General features: G+C 46.6%; 2 protein-coding genes. Both read right to left on the bottom strand.

What is annotated here, in order from left to right; genetic code table 11:
* Window positions 1-21: 21 nt before the first annotated feature.
* Window positions 22-6,450, bottom strand: a complete 6,429-nt coding sequence (locus CLV42_RS27070) for a DUF7507 domain-containing protein (RefSeq protein WP_106605067.1) — start codon at window positions 6,448-6,450, stop codon at window positions 22-24.
* 409 nt (window positions 6,451-6,859) lie between these two features.
* A complete protein-coding gene (locus CLV42_RS27065; protein WP_146154490.1) occupies window positions 6,860-19,636 on the bottom strand; it encodes a T9SS type A sorting domain-containing protein in 12,777 nt (4,258 codons plus the stop codon).
* Window positions 19,637-19,717 lie beyond the last annotated feature (81 nt).

The following is a 19,717-nucleotide window of genomic DNA, read 5'->3' as shown; positions in this document are numbered from 1 at the left end:
AATGTCCTCATCATTAATTCATCAGTTTCGTTTTATCACAATCCACCCTTTGTATAGTTTTGTTCCTCCCGGTAGTTTCAGTTCCAGTTTATAATAGTAAGTGCCTTCACTTAATCCCTTGGCAGCCCAGTCATTCTTATACTCTTTTGTCTGGTACACCATACTGCCCCAGCGATTGAACACATATAAAGCAGCAGGCGGATATCTCTCCAGTCCTTTTATCACGAAGTATTCATTCTTACCATCTCCGTTAGGGCTCATGGCATTGGCAAACTGCAGATCGTCGCTCGGATTGGTTTCTATCACCGTACCTGGTGTACCGCTACAACCGCTCATATGAGGATCACAGCCTGATGTAGGCTTATCTGTCGTCCCGTCAGATGCCACAGCAGTATTTGTAATAACAGCGCCGGAATCTAACCTGTCAGCCACCTTCACTTTAAATGTAAGGTCCACTACAGCGGCTACAGGAATATCCTTCACCTCCCAGGTAACCGTGTTACTGCCTGCATTGAAGAGACCATTCTCTTCAGCACTCTCGAAAGTAGTGAGGGCCGGTATCGGATCGGTCACCTTGATAAGCGGCAGTTTCACATTGCCTGTATTACGTACATGTATGGTATAGGTCAATATTTCCCCCGGACTAGCCTTATCTGCACCACTGGCTGTAACCACGCCTTTCCAGGCTTCAAACCGCACCAGTGTATCCACTTTTACGTTGGTAGCAGGACCAGGAGGCGGATTTGTCATCGGGTTATTCGGATCATTCGGATCAGCAGGATGTGTAGGATCATTCCCTTTGCCATTACCATTATCTACTACTGCAGTATTAATAATACTCACAGCACCAGTCAGGTCTTCTACCACTTTCACGGTAAATGAACGGGTAACATCAGCACTACCAACAGGTATCGTCGCGATCGTCCAGGTCAGTTTACCTGAAGATGGTGAAATACCGCCTTCTGCACTTACAAACTCCGTATAGGCTGGCACATCATCGCTGATAACAACATTGCTTAACGTGGCATTACCACTGTTCCTGACGTGAATAGTATAGGTGATCTGATCACCGGTCGTTACACCGCCATTCGCGCCTGTGCCGGTATAGCTGGCGCTCTTCCAGTTATCGGAATGCATGCCGTTATCTACAGGAATTTCCGTAGAAGGATCATTCGGATCAGGATTCGGGTGCGGATTATTCGGATCATTCGGATCTGCTGGTGTGGTCGGATGACCGCCTGTACCATCACCATTATCTACATTAGCCGTATTGGTGATATATCCTGCACCAGTGAGATCAGTCGCTACTTTCACTTTAAAGCTACGCACAGCATCCGGTGCACCGAATAAGATATCAGGGATTGTCCAGGTCAGCTTGCCTGTACCATCAGGTGTAATACCGCCGTCTGCACTGATGAACTCCGTATAGGCAGGAATAACATCACTGATCACCACATTCTCCAGTTTCACATTACCGGTATTACGCACGTGGATAGTATAGGTGATTACATCGCCCGCCTTCACCATGCCGTTCACACCTGTACCCGTATAAGCTGCACTCTTCCAGTTCACGGAGCTTTTATCCTGCTCAACCGGTATTTCAGTAGAAGGATCATTGGGATTCGGGTGTTGTTGCGGATTGTTTGGATCATTAGGGTCCGGTGGAACACTCGGATGTTCACCAGTACCGTCTCCATTATCTATGCCGGCAGTATTTACAATAGTAGTAGCGTCTGTCAGATCAGTCGCCACTCTTACCACAAAGCTGCGGGTTACATCAGCGCCATTGACCGGGATGTTTGTAAGCGTCCAGGTGAGTTTACCTGTCCCATCCGGCGTGATACCACCATCTGCGCTCACAAACTCAGTGTAAGCCGGGATCTTATCAGTAACGATCACACTTGCCAATGTGATATGGCCGGTATTACGGACGTGTATGGTATAGGTGATAATATCTCCTGTCTTCACTTTTCCATTTGTGCCGGAACCTGTGTAGCTGGCGCTTTTCCAGTTAACAGATTTATTGCCGCCATCATCTGCCGGTATGTCGGTTGATGGATCATTCGGATCTGGATTCGTTTGCGGATTGTTAGGATCATTAGGATCTGGTGGTGTAGTCGGATGACCACCTGTGCCATCACCATTGTCTACATCAGCCGTATTAGTGATACTGGTAACACCCGTTAGGTCGTCTATTACTAACACTTTGAAGCTACGCACTACATCTGGCGCCCCCACTGCGATATTCGGTATCGTCCAGGTCAATTTCTTCGCAGCATCAGGTACAATGCCGCCATCGGCGCTGACAAAAGAAGTATAAGCAGGGATCACATCGGTGATGGTCACATTCGTGAGCGCTTCACTACCGATATTACGAACATGTATAGTGTAAGTGATCTCATCGCCCGCCTTCACCTTTCCACCAACACCAGTACCAGTATAGGCCGCACTCTTCCAGTTGGCAGAGTTTTTATTATTATCAACCGGTATCTCCGTAGAAGGATCGTTCGGATCAGGGTTGGAATGCGGATCATTCGGATTGTTCGGATCTGGTGGTGTGGTAGGATGCCCACCCGTGCCATCGCCATTATCTACACCTGCGGTATTGGTAATAGTAGTCGCTCCGGTCAGATCAGTCGCCACCTTTACTTTAAAGCTGCGCACTGCATCGGCTGCTCCCACGGCAATACCCGGAATGGTCCAGCTCAGTTTCCCGGTACCATCCGGAGTAATACCGCCATCCGCACTTACAAAAGTGGTATAAGCAGGCATCATATCGGTGATCAATACATTGGTCAACGTTACATTACCTGTATTGCGGATATGAATAGTATAGGTGATCTCATCGCCGGCCTTCACCTTCCCACCCGTACCAGTACCCGTGTAGCTCGCGCTTTTCCAGTTAGCAGATTTTATGATCTGGTCAACCGGCACTTCAGTGGAAGGATCGTTGGGATCAGGCGTAGGATCCGGGTTGTTAGGATTGTTCGGATCAGGTGGTGTTGTGGGATGTTCTCCTGTGCCATCGCCATTGTCAACGCCGGCGGTATTGATAATGCTGGTCGCCCCTGTTAGATCGGTTGCCACTTTCACCACGAAGCTGCGGAGTACATCTGCCCCACCTACCGGGATGTTTGTAAGCGTCCAGGTAAGCTTACCTGTAGCGTCCGGAACGATACCACCATCCGCACTTACAAATACAGTGTAGGCAGGTATCTTGTCATTAACGACAACACTGGGGATCGTCCTATGACCGGTGTTGCGGACGTGTATTGTGTATGTAATAAGATCACCAGTCTTCACTTTGCCATTCGTCCCGGTGCCGGTATAACTGGCGCTCTTCCAGTTGGCAGATTGATTGCCGCCATCATCTGTTGGTATATCTGTAGATGGATCATTCGGATCAGGTGTAGGATCCGGATTATTCGGGTTGTTCGGATCTGGTGGTGTGGTTGGATGACCGCCTGTGCCATCACCATTATCTACGTCGCCTGTATTCAGGATGCTGGTAGCACCAGTCAGGTCGTTCACTACTTTCACCTTGAAACTGCGCACCACATCTGCGGCGCCCACTGCTATTGAAGGGACTGTCCAGGTTAATTTACCTGTACCATCCGGCACGATGCCGCCATCTGCGCTGATGAAGGAAGTATAAGCAGGGATCACATCGCTGATCTTCACATTAGTCAACGTTACGTTACCCGTATTGCGCACATGTATGAAGTACGTGATCTCATCGCCGGCCTTCACTTTCCCACTGGCACCAGTACCTGTATAAGTCGCGCTCTTCCAGTTGGCAGAGCTTTTATTATTGTCAACCGGTATCTCCGTAGAAGGATCATTCGGATCAGGCGTAGGGTCAGGATTATTAGGATCATTCGGATCAGGCGGCGTAGTAGGATGACCACCTGTGCCATCGCCATTATCTACGCCGGCTGTATTCACAATGGTGGTCGCACCTGTCAGATCTGCCGCCACCTTTACCTTAAAGCTGCGCACTACATCTGCTGCTCCTACTGCAATAGAAGGGATCGTCCAGCTTAGTTTGCCTGTACCATCGGGCACAATGCCACCGTCGGCACTTACAAAAGTGGTATAAGCAGGCATCATATCGCTGATCAATACATTGGTCAACGTTACGTTACCTGTATTGCGGATATGAATAGTATATGTGATCTCGTCACCTGTCTTCACCTTTCCACCCGTACCAGTACCCGTGTAGCTGGCGCTTTTCCAGTTAGCAGATGTCTTAATCTGATCAACCGGTACTTCAGTAGAAGGATCGTTTGGATCAGGAGTAGGATCCGGATTGTTTGGATTGCTAGGATCCGGTGGTGTAGTAGGATGTTCTCCTGTACCATCGCCGTTGTCTACACCAGCAGTATTGAGAATACTGGTCGCTCCGGTAAGATCAGTGGCCACTTTCACTACAAAGCTGCGGGTTACATCTGCACTGCCTACAGGAATGTCTGTAACAGTCCAGGTAAGTTTACCGGTACCATCCGGCACAATACCACCATCTGCACTTACAAAGGTGGTATAGGCAGGTATCTTATCATTGATGACAACACTGGGGATTTTTATATGACCGGTGTTGCGTACATGTATTGTATAAGTAATGAGGTCGCCTGTTTTCACTTTTCCACCTGTCCCCGAACCCGTGTAGCTGGCGCTCTTCCAGTTAGCGGACTGATACCCCCCGCCATCAACAGGTATGTTGGTAGATGGATTGCTGGGATCGGGTGTGGAACTAGGATTATCAGGATTACCTGGATCAGGTTGCGTGGTAGGATGATCGCCCGTACCATCGCCATTGTTCACTAATGCAGTATTGGTAATATTGGTAACACCCGTCAGGTCATTCACCACCTTTACTGTAAAACGGCGGATTTCATTTGTCACGCCCACTGCAATGGTAGGGATCGTCCAGGTCAGCTTACCTGTAGCATCCGGTACGATACCACCATCTGCGCTTACAAATTGCGTATTGGCAGGAACATTATCAGCGATGGTTACGCCGGTAAGATTGACATTCCCGGTATTACGGACGTGTACCGTATAGGTGATCAACTCTCCTGCTTTCACCGGAGCGCCCGTAGTAGTACCGGGATAGCTGGCGCTTTTCCATTGTTGTGATGATTTTACATCATTATCCTGAATAGTAACTGTACCTGGATTATTCGTGGTGCCTATTGTCAGTCCTGATAAACCAGTTAAGCTGGTGATAGTAAGAATCACCGTTTCTGGCCCTTCTATCGTCGGATCATCCTTTACTGTTACCGGTATCGTTACGTTACTGGTACCTGAAAGAATTGTTTTAGTCAGCGTGATGGTATTATAGTCAGCACCATTTGTCGCCGTACCGGTGATGGTATATCTCACCAGGATACTGACTGCAGCAGAATATCCATTGGGCCAGCCGACTACAAAACTACCGTCATTACCAGCGCCTCCAGGTTCCTTACCATTCACAGTGCTCTGTACACCAATAGGCACGTTGATATCGTCGTCTTCAATAACAACGATCGCTGTTTTCTTAGCGGGGTTATAGGAAAATTTGATATTAGATACTGCTGAGAAGCTATTGTCCTGTATCGTCATCTCCACTACTTCATTTCCTTCCACCAACTGGTCATCATTCACTTTGATGGGCAGCACCAGGCTGTTGGTATTGGCAGGCAATATAACATCACCTGTCAGTGTACTGTTATTATAGTCGTAAGTAGCACCAGGACCACCGGTAGCAGTAGTAGTACCACCTATTGCATATTTTACATGGATATCTTCATTGAATGTAAGAGTCGGTGGTAAACTGATCAGGAAATTCCCATCGCTGGCATTACCACTTCCTAATTCCTTTCCATCGTTTATCTTCTCAATGCTGATCCGGTTATCATTATCTATTACGGTAGTGGTCAGGCCTCTGTGAGGTGTGAGGTAATCAACACCATTTGTACCCATAGCAGATGTCATCGTAAATTCAAGGTTCTCATCCCCTTCAATAAACGAATCATCTATTGCAGCAATATCCAGCAGCACTTCGGTTTGTCCTGCGGGCAGTGTAATACTGGTGGGTAAGGTAGTAACGTCTACTCCATTGATGGCAGCATTTGTTACCGTGGCATTTATTGTATAGATGATAGTGATATCTACCGGCGCGGTTGCTCCATTCAGCATTCTAAAAGCAATCGTACCATGACTGCCTCCCTCCTCTGCCCTTGCGACATCGAATATATCTACCCCATCCGCCATTTTATGGATCGCGTTGACCACAGGCTGTTTCATCTTCCTATCGTCCGGCGGACGATTCATAGCTACTATCCAGCCGCCCAGGAGCGTACTTAGTGCCAGGAGTGTGACGGCACTATACCATTTCTTTATGAAAAGAGGAAGCCTCTGCCTTGAATATACAGGCAGGTAAGTGTTGTTAGAACCAGATATCTGATACATAAGTCAACAGCAGTTTAACGTATAGCATGCAGTATCCACTCCTGATTAACGGAGGATGATAATCAGCATCTATCACGTAACAGAATATACGTAGTGTTAATATTTATTGCAGACAAACATTGGGTATTATGGGTTTGTCTATTAAACGCTAAACTTACCTGGTGGCAGGCAAGTCAACAGGATTCCAGGACTTGTAAAGTTGTGCATAGATTAAAGGGTATTATAGGTGTATAATTGATAATTAATCACTGTTGTTATTATATAAAAATAATATAATTACTTAACAATAAGAAATAAAACTCATCTATAAAATGCTATTATGGACAAATTTCTTACATGCTCCAAACGCTCTCCTGAAAAGGAAAGCGTCCGAAGCATGTAAGAAAATAAATGTTCAGCTGTTATAACCTTATCTTACGAGTAACAGCTTGCTCGTATATGTTCTTCCGTTAGCTTTTATCACACAGAAATGTACACCTGCCGGTAAGGCTCCGCCGTCAAATGTTACCTTGTACGTTTCTCCGGAATGTACCTGCTGATTGAACAACAGCTTCTCCATATGGCCTTTCATGGCGTTATAGATCTCCACTGTTACCTTTCCGCTTACCGGTGATTTAAACGTGATGAACGCCTTATCAACAAACGGGTTAGGATACGTCTTATATTCCAGTGGTGCTGCCGCCAACATCATCGTAGAAGTGGCAGGTGTTGCTGTCAGTACCAGCTGTGCAGTATTCTGACATCCGTTACCTCTGTCTGTCACCACGAGATCAAATGTACCCTTCACGCCTGCATTACCAGATTGGTATATCAGTGTGGCGGTCTTATCGCCATCTATCATCTGCCAGCTACCATCAGGAGAGGTAAGTGTCCATGCATAGGTTGCGTTAACAACTGTCTGTGCGGTGATCACATCTTCACTCAGCGGTTCAGGCATTGATGCTGGTGCGTTGATAATTGCGTTCGGTGCTTTCTTATCCTCTTTCACTTCTGTTTTCGTAGAGACGAAGCAACCATTGCTCGGATCTGTTACTGACAGTGTGTATGTACCTGCTTTTGTAACAAAGACGGTAGCTGTCGCTTCGTTGAAGTTACCTGGTCCGCTCCATTGGTAGGTAGCGCCTCCGGTGTTGGAACTACCTCTCAGCGTAACAATGTCATTGGCACATGTCAGCGGTCCGTCGTTGGATACCTGTACGTTACTTGGAGGTGTGATGTTCTGGTCTACTGTTGTAGATGTAGTAACATAACAGCCATTCGCGTTATTGGTCACTCTTAATGAATAGGTACCTTTCACGTTTATGTTCGCCTCTTTAGTAGTTGCACTGAAACTATTCGGACCTGTCCATGCATAAGAGACATTTCCTGTGGTAGTGTTACCGGTAATTTTCACACTCGTCCTTGTACAGTTTAGCGGTCCATTATTGCTTGCCTGTACATCGCCAGGGAGCGTAATGTTCTGTATTACTGTTACGCTATCCTTCTTAGTACAACCGTTCGCAGCTGTAGCGGTTACATAGTATTTACCATAAGTATTTACGCTTACCGGGTTCTGACCTGTTGCAAATCCTGTCCATGTGAACGTGGTGTTTGTAGTGGTAGATGATGCTGTTAAGTTGATACTTGTCAGGTCACATGTCAGTACAGGAGGTGTGTTGATCGTCAGGTTTGGCTTATTGATGTCCTGAGTGACGGTTACACTATCCTGCTTGATACAGCCATTCGCTGATGTAGCAGTCACATAGTATTTACCAGGTGCGCTTACACTGATCGGGTTCTGACCTGCTGCATTACCGGTCCAGGTGAAGGTGGTATTTGCAGTGGTAGAGGATGCAGTCAGATTTACACTTGTAGTATTACATGTCAGTACTTGTGGTGTAGCGATTGCCAGGTTCGGTTTAGTGATATCCTGAGTTACAGTTACACTATCCTGTTTGATACAGCCATTCGCTGATGTAGCAGTCACATAGTATTTACCAGGTGCACTTACACTGATCGGGTTCTGACCTGCTGCATTACCAGTCCATGTGAAGTTGGTGTTTGCAGTAGTTGATGATGCCGTCAGATTTACACTTGTAGTATTACATGTCAGCACAGCAGGTGTAGCGATTGTCAGGTTCGGTTTAGTGATATCCTGAGTGACGGTCACACTATCCTGTTTGATACAGCCATTCGCCGCGGTAACAGTTACATAGTATTTACCAGGTGCACTTACACTGATCGGGTTCTGACCTGCTGCATTACCAGGCCATGCGAAGGTGGTGTTTGCAGTAGTAGAGGATGCTGTTAAGTTTACACTTGTTCTGCTACATGTTAATACCTGAGGTGTAGCGATTGTCAGGTTCGGTTTAGTGATATCCTGAGTTACGGTTACACTATCCTGTTTGATACAGCCATTCGCTGTTGTAGCAGTTACATAGTACTTCCCAGGTGCACTTACACTGATCGGGTTCTGACCCGCTGCATTACCTGTCCAGGTGAACGTAGTATTGGCAGTGGTAGAGGATGCAGTTAAGCTTACACTAGTAGTGTTACATGTCAGCACAGCTGGTGTTGCGATTGTCAGGTTCGGTTTAGTGATATCCTGAGTTACGGTTACACTATCCTGTTTGATACAGCCATTCGCTGTTGTAGCAGTCACATAGTACTTACCAGGTGTGCTTACACTGATCGGGTTCTGACCTGCCGCATTACCTGTCCAGGTGAACGTGGTGTTTGCAGTAGTAGAAGATGCCGTCAGGTTTACGCTTGTCGTATTACATGTCAGTACTTGTGGTGTAGCGATTGCCAGGTTCGGTTTAGTGATATCCTGAGTTACAGTTACACTATCCTGTTTGATACAGCCATTCGCTGATGTAGCAGTCACATAGTATTTACCAGGTGTACTTACGCTGATCGGGTTCTGACCTGCTGCACTACCGGTCCAGGTGAACGTAGTATTCGCAGTAGTGGAGGATGCCGTCAGATTTACATTTGTAGTATTACATGTCAGCACAGCAGGTGTAGCGATCGCCAGGTTCGGTTTAGTGATATCCTGTGTCACGGTTACACTATCCTGTTTGGTACAGCCGTTCGCCGCGGCAACAGTTACATAGTATTTACCAGGTGTGCTTACACTGATCGGGTTCTGACCTGCAGCATTACCGGTCCAGGTGAACGTAGTATTTGCAGTAGTAGAGGATGCTGTTAAGTTTACACTTGTTCTGCTACATGTTAATACCTGAGGTGTAGCGATTGTCAGGTTCGGTTTAGTGATATCCTGAGTTACGGTTACACTATCCTGTTTGATACAGCCATTCGCTGATGTCGCAGTTACATAGTATTTACCAGGTGCGCTTACACTGATCGGATTCTGACTTGCTGCATTACCTGTCCATGTGAACGTGGTGTTTGCAGTAGTAGAAGATGCCGTCAGGTTTACGCTTGTCGTATTACATGTCAGTACTTGTGGTGTAGCGATTGCCAGGTTCGGTTTATTGATATCCTGAGTTACGGTTACACTATCCTGTTTGATACAACCATTCGCTGATGTAGCAGTCACATAGTATTTACCAGGTGCGCTTACACTAATCGGGTTCTGACCTGCCGCATTACCGGTCCAGGTGAACGTAGTACCAGCAGTAGTAGAGGATGCTGTTAAGCTTACACTAGTTGTGTTACATGTCAGCACAGCAGGTGTAGCGATCGTCAGGTTCGGTTTAGTGATATCCTGAGTTACGGTTACACTATCCTGCTTGATACAGCCATTCGCTGATGTAGCAGTTACATAGTATTTACCAGGTGCGCTTACACTGATCGGGTTCTGACCTGCTGCATTACCTGTCCAGGTAAAGGTGGTATTTGCAGTAGTAGAGGATGCAGTTAAGCTTACACTTGTTCTGCTACATGTTAATACCTGAGGTGTAGCGATTGTCAGGTTCGGTTTAGTGATATCCTGAGTTACAGTTACACTATCCATAGTAGAACAACCTGTAGCTGTTGATACTGTTACATAGTACTTACCAGGAGCAGTTACACTTATCGGATTCTGACCAGCACTTCTACCTGTCCACGTAAATGTGATATTAGGTGTAGTGGATGATGCCGTCAGATTTATACTAGTCGTATTACATGTCAGCACAGCAGGTGTAGCGATCGTCAGGTTCGGTTTATTGATATCCTGAGTCACAGTCACACTATCGGTCTTGATACAACCATTCGCCGATGTAGCTGTCACGTAGTACTTACCAGGAGTGCTTACGCTTATCGGATTCTGACCTGCAGCATTACCAGTCCATGTGAAGGTGGTATTTGCAGTAGTAGAGGATGCTGTTAAGCTTACACTTGTTGTATTACATGTCAGCACAGCAGGTGTAGCGATTGTCAGGTTCGGTTTAGTGATATCCTGAGTTACAGTTACACTATCCTGTTTGATACAACCATTCGCTGATGTAGCAGTTACATAGTATTTACCAGGTGTGCTTACACTGATCGGGTTCTGACCTGCTGCATTACCTGTCCAGGTGAACGTGGTATTTGCAGTAGTAGAGGATGCTGTTAAGCTTACGCTTGTCGTATTACATGTCAGCACCGCAGGTGTAGCGATTGTCAGGTTCGGTTTAGTGATATCCTGAGTTACGGTTACGCTGTCCTGTTTGATACAGCCATTCGCTGATGTAGCAGTTACATAGTATTTACCAGGTGCACTTACACTGATCGGGTTCTGACCTGCTGCATTGCCGGTCCAGGTGAACGTAGTATTGGCAGTAGTAGAGGATGCAGTTAAGCTTACACTAGTTGTGTTACATGTCAGCACAGCAGGTGTAGCGATCGTCAGGTTCGGTTTAGTGATATCCTGAGTTACGGTTACACTATCCTGTTTGATACAGCCATTCGCTGATGTAGCAGTTACATAGTATTTACCAGGTGTGCTTACAGTGATCGGGTTCTGACTAGCAGCATTACCTGTCCAGGTGAACGTAGTATTCGCAGTAGTTGATGATGCCGTCAGGCTTACGCTTGTCGTATTACATGTCAGCACAGCTGGTGTAGCGATTGTCAGGTTCGGTTTAGTGATATCCTGAGTCACAGTTACACTATCCTGTTTGATACAACCGTTCGCGGCGGTAACAGTTACATAGTATTTACCAGGTGTGCTTACACTGATCGGATTCTGACCTGCTGCATTACCTGTCCAGGTGAAGGTGGTATTTGCAGTAGTAGAAGATGCCATTAAGCTTACACTAGTAGTGTTACATGTCAGCACAGCAGGTGTAGCGATTGTCAGGTTTGGTTTAGTGATATCCTGAGTTACGGTTACACTATCCATAGTAGAACAACCAGTAGCTGTTGACACTGTTACATAGTACTTACCCGGAGCTGTTACACTTATCGGATTCTGACCAGCACTTCTACCTGTCCACGTGAATGTGATATTAGGTGTAGTGGATGATGCCGTCAGATTTATACTAGTCGTATTACATGTCAGCACAGCAGGCGTAGCAATTGTCAGGTTCGGTTTATTGATATCCTGAGTCACCGTCACACTATCGGCCTTGATACAACCATTCGCCGATGTAGCTGTCACGTAGTACTTACCAGGAGTGCCTACACTTATTGGATTCAGACCTGCTGCATTACCAGTCCATGTGAAGGTGGTATTTGCAGTAGTAGAGGATGCTGTTAAGCTTACGCTTGTCGTATTACATGTCAGCACAGCAGGTGTAGCGATTGTCAAGTTCGGTTTAGTGATATCCTGAGTTACGGTCACACTATCGGTCTTGATACAACCATTCGAAGCTGTTGCAGTTATATAATACTTACCAGGTGCAGTTACACTGATCGGATTCTGACCTGCTGCTTTACCAGTCCATGTGAACGTAGTATTAGCAGTAGTAGAGGATGCAGTCAAGTTTACACTTGTTGTGTTACATGTCAGCACAGCTGGTGTGGCGATTGCCAGGTTCGGTTTAGTGATATCCTGAGTTACAGTCACACTATCCTGCTTGATACAGCCATTCACTGATGTAGCAGTTACATAGTATTTACCAGGTGCGCTTACACTGATCGGATTCTGACCTGCTGCATTACCGGTCCATGTGAACGTAGTATTTGCAGTAGTAGATGACGCTGTTAAGTTTACACTTGTGGTATTACATGTCAGCACCGCAGGCGTAGCAATTGTCAGGTTCGGTTTATTGATATCCTGAGTCACAGTCACACTATCGGTCTTGATACAACCATTCGCCGATGTAGCTGTCACGTAGTACTTACCAGGTGCGCTTACACTTATGGGATTCAGACCTGCTGCATTACCAGTCCATGTGAAGGTGGTATTTGCAGTAGTAGAGGATGCTGTTAAGCTTACGCTTGTGGTATTACATGTCAGCACAGCAGGTGTAGCGATTGTCAGGTTCGGTTTAATGATATCCTGAGTTACGGTCACACTATCCTGCTTGATACAGCCATTCGCTGATGTAGCAGTTACATAATATTTACCAGGTGTACTTACACTTATCGGATTCTGACCTGCTGCATTGCCAGTCCAGGTGAAGGTGGTGTTTGCAGTAGTAGACGATGCCGTCAGATTTACGCTTGTGGCATTACATGTCAGCACAGCAGGTGTAGCGATCGTCAGGTTCGGTTTAGTGATATCCTGAGTTACAGTTACGCTGTCCATAGTAGAACAACCACTAGCTGTTGATACTGTTACATAATACTTACCAGGAGCAGTTACACTAATCGGGTTCTGACCTGCGCCTCTACCTGTCCAGGTGAATGTGGTATTAGGCGTAGTTGATAATGCTGTTAAACTTACGCTGGTAGTGTTACAAGTCAATACCGCAGGTGTAGCGATAGTCAGGTTCGGTTTAGTGATATCCTGAGTTACAGCCACACTATCCTGCTTGATACAGCCATTCGCTGATGTAGCAGTTACATAGTACTTACCAGGTGCGCTTACACTGATCGGATTCTGGCCTGCTGCATTACCCGTCCAGGTGAACGTGGTATTTGCAGTAGTAGATGATGCCGTTAAGCTTACACTAGTCGTATTACATGTCAGCACCGCAGGTGTTGCGATTGTCAGGTTCGGTTTAGTGATGTCCTGAGTCACGGCTACACTGTCTGTCTTGATACAACCATTTGAAGCTGTAGCAGTCACATAGTATTTACCAGCTGCAGTCACACTGATCGGATTCTGACCTACAGCCCTACCAGTCCATGTGAACGTAGTATTTGCAGTGGTAGATGATGCCGTCAGGTTTACGCTTGTCGTATTACATGTCAGCACTGCAGGTGTCGCGATCGTCAGGTTTGGTTTGCTGATATCCTGAGTCACTGCCACACTATCCTGTTTGATACAGCCGTTCGCTGATGTAGCAGTCACATAGTATTTACCAGGCGCACTTACACTGATCGGATTCTGTCCTGCTGCATTACCCGTCCAGGTGAACGTGGTGTTTGCAGTAGTAGAAGATGCCGTTAAGCTTACACTTGTCGTGCTACATGTCAGCATAGCAGGTGTAGCAATTGTCAGGTTTGGTTTATTAATATCCTGCGTTACGGTTACGCTATCCGTAGTAGAACAACCGGTAGCTGTTGATACTGTTACATAATACTTACCAGGAGCAGTTACACTAATAGGATTCTGACCTGCTGCCCTACCGGTCCAGGTGAATGTGGTATTAGGCGTAGTAGAGGATGCCGTCAGGTTTACACTGGTGGTATTACATGTCAGCACCGCAGGTGTAGCGATTGTCAGGTTCGGTTTAGTGATATCCTGCGTTACGGTTACACTGTCCTGCTTAATGCAACCATTAGCAGTTGTAGCAGTCACATAGTATTTACCAGGCGCACTTACACTGATCGGATTCTGGCCTGCTGCATTACCCGTCCAGGTGAACGTAGTATTCGCAGTAGTAGAGGATGCTGTTAAGGTGACACTGGTGGTATTACATGTTAGCACAGCAGGCGTAGCAATTGTCAGGTTTGGTTTAGTGATATCCTGGGTTACAGTTACACTATCTATAGTAGAGCAACCATTTGCTGTTGTTGCTGTCACATAGTATTTACCCGGAGCTGTTACGCTGATCGGATTCTGACCTGCCGTTCTACCTGTCCAGGTGAACGTAGTATTAGCCGTAGTAGATGATGCCGTTAAGTTGACACTTGTTGTATTACATGTCAGCACCGCTGGTGTAGCAATCGTCAGATTCGGTTTAACGATATTCTGCGTTACTGTCACGCTATCCCTGGTAGTACAACCATTGGCGGCAGTTGCAGTCACATAATACTTACCAGGCGCGTTTACGCTCACTGAGCTTTGTCCGGCAGCAAAACCAGACCATGTAATGGTCGTATTAGCTGTAGAAGAAGTAGCTGTTAAATTGACCGACGTAGTCGCACATGTCAGCGCCGCCGGTTGCGTTACCGTCAGGTTTGGCTTATCTATACTTTGCTGTACAGTAACAGAAGCTGTACTTGTACAACCATTTACAGGATTTCTAACTGTCACGGTATATGTTCCGGCAATACTTACTCCTGGGTTCTGCAATGCAGAGGAGAAGTTGCCCGGTCCTGACCAGCTATAAGTAACTCCTGCTGTAGCAGAACTACCAGACAATACAACTGTTGGAGACACACAGGTCAGCGGACCGCTCACCTGCGCTGTTGCACCGGGTGCGAAATTATTCTGGATAACTGTCACGGTATCCTTCCCGGTACAACCTGTGGAAGCATTCGTAACGGTCAGTATATAGTCACCAGCGGCTGTCACAGATGGATTCTGTGCAGTAGAGGTAAATCCTGAAGGACCACTCCAGCTATAAGTTACATCACTTGTATTTGAGCTACCACTTAATGTAACCGAAGGCCTTGCACAAGTCAGCGTATCACTCACTGTAGCAATGGCTGTCAGCGTACCTGTAGGCGTGCCGGTCACCTTCACATTATCTACATAGTAGAATTCATCGGTACCTGTCGCTCTGGCACGGATCACCAGCTGAAGACTGCTACCACTTAAACCAGCTACGGATACATAAGTATACGTAGTGGCATTACCATTGATATCAGACTTACGTTCTGCATACAACACCTCCGATCCGCCGTTCAATTTATAATAGAAACGAAGATAGTCAGCATACACACCTGACTCATTCATCACAGCTCCACCCGTCACGGCACTTCTCGCATTAGCGGAAATACCTACGCCCGTCTTACCACTGATGTCAATGACACCTGAGGTCCATACACTTTCACCACTTGTACCCTGACCACTGATCTTGAACTCGTTGCTGGCCACAGCAAAAGTACTGCCAGAAGGCGTCTGTGTAGACCAGGCCGTGCTACCGTTATCAACGGTCGTTCCGTTACTTAATGTAAAGTCTTCCAGCCACAGCGTAGCATTGGTAGATCCCAGACTGGTTACATTGACACTGGCAGTATTTTTACAACCATTCACAGGATTTGTCACTGTCACTGTATAAGTGCCTGTAACACTTACCGCAGGACCCTGTAAGGTAGATGTAAACCCACCAGGACCAGCCCAGCTATAAGTCACACCTGCTGTTTCAGAGCTTGCAGACAAGGTCACAGTGGTAACACCACAACTCAACGGACCACTTACACCAGCAGAGGCAGTCGGTACTGCAGTATTGGCAATAACAGTCACCGTATCCTTCGCAGTACAACCTGTCGAAGCATTTGTAACCGTTAATATATAGTCACCGGCAGTTGTCACTGCTGGATTCTGCGCAGTAGAGCTAAAGTTACCCGGACCCGTCCAGCTATAACTTACACCACTTACATTTGAATTACCCGATATTGTAACGGAAGTCCGCGCACAGGTCAGCGTATCACTCACTGTAGCAATGGCTGTCAGCGTACCCGTAGGTGTACCGGTCACCTTCACATTATCTACATAGTAGAATTCGTCGGTACCTGTAGCTCTGGCACGAATCACCAGCTGAAGACTGTTACCACTTAAACCTGCTACGGATACATAAGTATACGTAGTGGCATTACCATTGATATCAGACTTACGCTCTGCATACAATACCTCCGATCCGCCATTCAATTTATAATAAAAACGAAGGTAGTCAGCATACACACCTGACTCATTCATCACAGCGCCATTCGTCACAGCACTTCTTGCATTAGCAGAGATGCCCACGCCGATTCTACCACTGATGTCAATGACACCAGAGGTCCATACACTTTCACCACTGGTACCCTGACCGCTGATCTTGAATTCATTGTTAGACACCGCAAAGGTACTACCAGAAGGAGTCTGTGTAGACCAGGCCGTGCTGCCATTATCTGTGGTCGTTCCATTACTCAGTGTAAAATCCTCCAGCCACAGTGTAGCATTGGTAGAACCCAGGCTGGTCACAGTAGTAGTTGCTGTATTCTTACAGCCATTCGCAGGATTGGTAACTGTCAATGTATACGTACCTGCCACACTCACTACAGGACTCTGTAAGGTAGACGTAAAGCCATTAGGGCCAGTCCAGCCATAAGTCACACCTGCAGTTTCAGAACTTGCAGACAAGGTCACAGTGGAAGTAGCACAACTCAGCGGACCACTTACACCAGCAGATGCAGTCGGTACCACAGTATTAGCTATCACTGTCACCGTATCTTTACCGGAACAACCGGAGCCATTCGAAACAGTTAATATGTAATCACCAGCAACTGTTACTGCAGGATTCTGCGCTGAGGATGTAAAGTTACCAGGACCACTCCAGGCGTAAGTAACGCCGCTGGCATTTGAAGCACCAGACAAATTCACGGAGGTCTTGGTACAGGTAAGCGAATCCGTTACAGAGGCAGTGGCTGTCAAGCCGCCGGAACTACCTTTATCAGCACCCGTCAGTTTCACATTATCAAAGTAGTATATCTCGTTAGTACTCGAATTCCTTGCCCTGATAATCACCTGCAGCGTACTACCGTTCAACGCAGCAGAAGCAATACTGATCCTTGCAGTACCACCGGTGCTTGTCCCGATACCTGCTACATCATTATATACCAACGTTTCAGCGCCACCATTCAATTTATAGTATACGCTGATGTAATCATCATCTTCAAACACATTGCTTCCTACCGCTTCACTTCTCAGGTCTGCAGATATAATCACATCCCTCTTACCGGAAATGTCAATTACGCCTGAGCTCCATTTTGCTTCCGCCGCTGCATTAGTGACTTTAAACTCATTATTTTGCACGGATACAGTACCACCGCCGGTGCTTTCCAGCGTCCATGGCGTGCTGCCATTATCTACGGTAGTACCATTCGCCATCGTAAAGTCCTCCAGCCAGAAAGCAGTTGGTGCAGATGTTCCTCCGGATACCTGTACAGACGTTGACGCAGTACATCCATTTGCAGGATCCCTTACTGTAACAGTATAAGTACCGGTAGCACTCACAGAAGGATTCTGGGATGTGCTGGTAAAATTATTGGGGCCCGTCCAACTATATGTTGCATTGGCTACCGAAGAACTTGCACTCAACGTCACACTCGTCATACATCCCAATGCAGCGCCGTTTGCTGTTACATCGGGTGCTGTTTTATTTTCGCTTACTGTCGCAGATGCTGACACAGTACATCCGGAAGGTAATGTTGCAGTCACAACGTATTCCCCGCCTTTACTGACAACAGGGTTCTGCGCAGTAGAAGTAAATCCGTCAGGACCCGTCCAGGCATAAGAAGATACAGTACCACTTGGAGTTACCGTGATCGTTGCATTACTGACACAGGTAACAGGCCCACTAACGGAAGTTGTTAATGTAACCGCAGGATCAACCGCTGTCACCTTCACATTATCAAAGTAATAAAACTCATCAGAGCCGGAAGCCCTTGCTCTCACAACGATCTTAAGATTGGAACCGCTTAAACCAGCTATGCTCACAGTGGAATTGGTGGTACTATGACTATTGATACCCGCTTTCTTTTCAGCAAACAACACCTCTGAACCACCATTCAATTTATAGTAGAACCTCAGATAATCCATGTACGTGCCTGAATCATTCATCTCCGCACCACTACTCACGGCACTCCGACAATTAATAGATATACTTACATTCGTTTTACCGCTGATGTTGATGGAACCTGATGTCCATATACCTTCACCACTCGTACCAATACCGCTGATTTTAAATTCATTGCTGGCTACAGAAAACGTACTGCCCGAAGTAGTCTGAACAGACCATGCGGTAGTACCATTATCAACACTGGTACCATTGGATAAAGAAAAGTCTTCTACCCATGTATTTGTTGGAGTAGCACCGCCAGCAGTCACCTCTACCGACTTCGAGTTCACGCATCCGTTAGCCGGATTCCTTACAGTCACCGTATAAGTCCCTGTAGTACTGACCGTGGGATTCTGCGTGGTACTGGTATAACCGCCAGGCCCCGTCCAGCTATACTGCACGCCACTCACAGAAGATGTGGCGTTCAATGTCACACTGCTGCTACCACAGGCCAACGTGCCTCCCGTCGCAGACAGGTCCGGTGGAGTTTTATTTTCGGTAACAGTGACAGTCGCAGAAGCGGAACCAGCCGAATTGGTACCTGTAACAGTGTAAGTACCTGCAGTACTCACTACAGGATTTTGCGATGTGGAAGTAAAATTGCCCGGTCCCGTCCAGCTATAAGTAACGCCGGATGCAGTGGAACTTGCAGATAAAGTAAGAGACGGATTTGCACATGTCAATACACCACCGTTACCAGCAGTCGCTGTAACCGATATTGCACTTGCACAAGGCCCCTTTTCTTTAAACACCCTGTACTCTTCAATATAATACTTGGAAGTCTGAGAACCTCCATTATTATAGTTGTAGATCTTTACGACCAACTGTACAGTACTGCCATTTAATAAAGGCGATGTGAAATCAATGGTACCGAAATTACCGGTACGCTGATCAAGTAATATCTCACTCCCGCCGTTTATCTTGTAATAGACCTTTACATACTCCGAACTGTTCATATCTCCTTCGGATGAAACCTTCACCGCTGCCTGCCAATCAGTAAAACCAGCAGTAGAAAACACCTTGGAATACCAGATGCCTTCCCCTCCCAGTTCCTGTGCATGTAGGCGATTTGATTTCACGGCAAAATAGCCTGTGCTAAGCACCTTTGAAGCATCAAGGTACCAGCCCGTAGCAGAGTTGTCAGCAGTCGTTCCATTTGCTACCTGGAACTTTGCTGTCACAATCGGACATTCAGGAGTGGCCCATACAGGGGCTCCGATAAATAATGATAATATAAGGCCTAGCCGCATTAAATGCGCGCG

Origin of the sequence: Chitinophaga ginsengisoli (assembly GCF_003014595.1) — a bacterium.
GTDB lineage: Bacteria > Bacteroidota > Bacteroidia > Chitinophagales > Chitinophagaceae > Chitinophaga > Chitinophaga ginsengisoli.
Note: the sequence above shows the minus strand (reverse complement) of the source record. Positions and strands in the feature narration are given on the sequence as shown.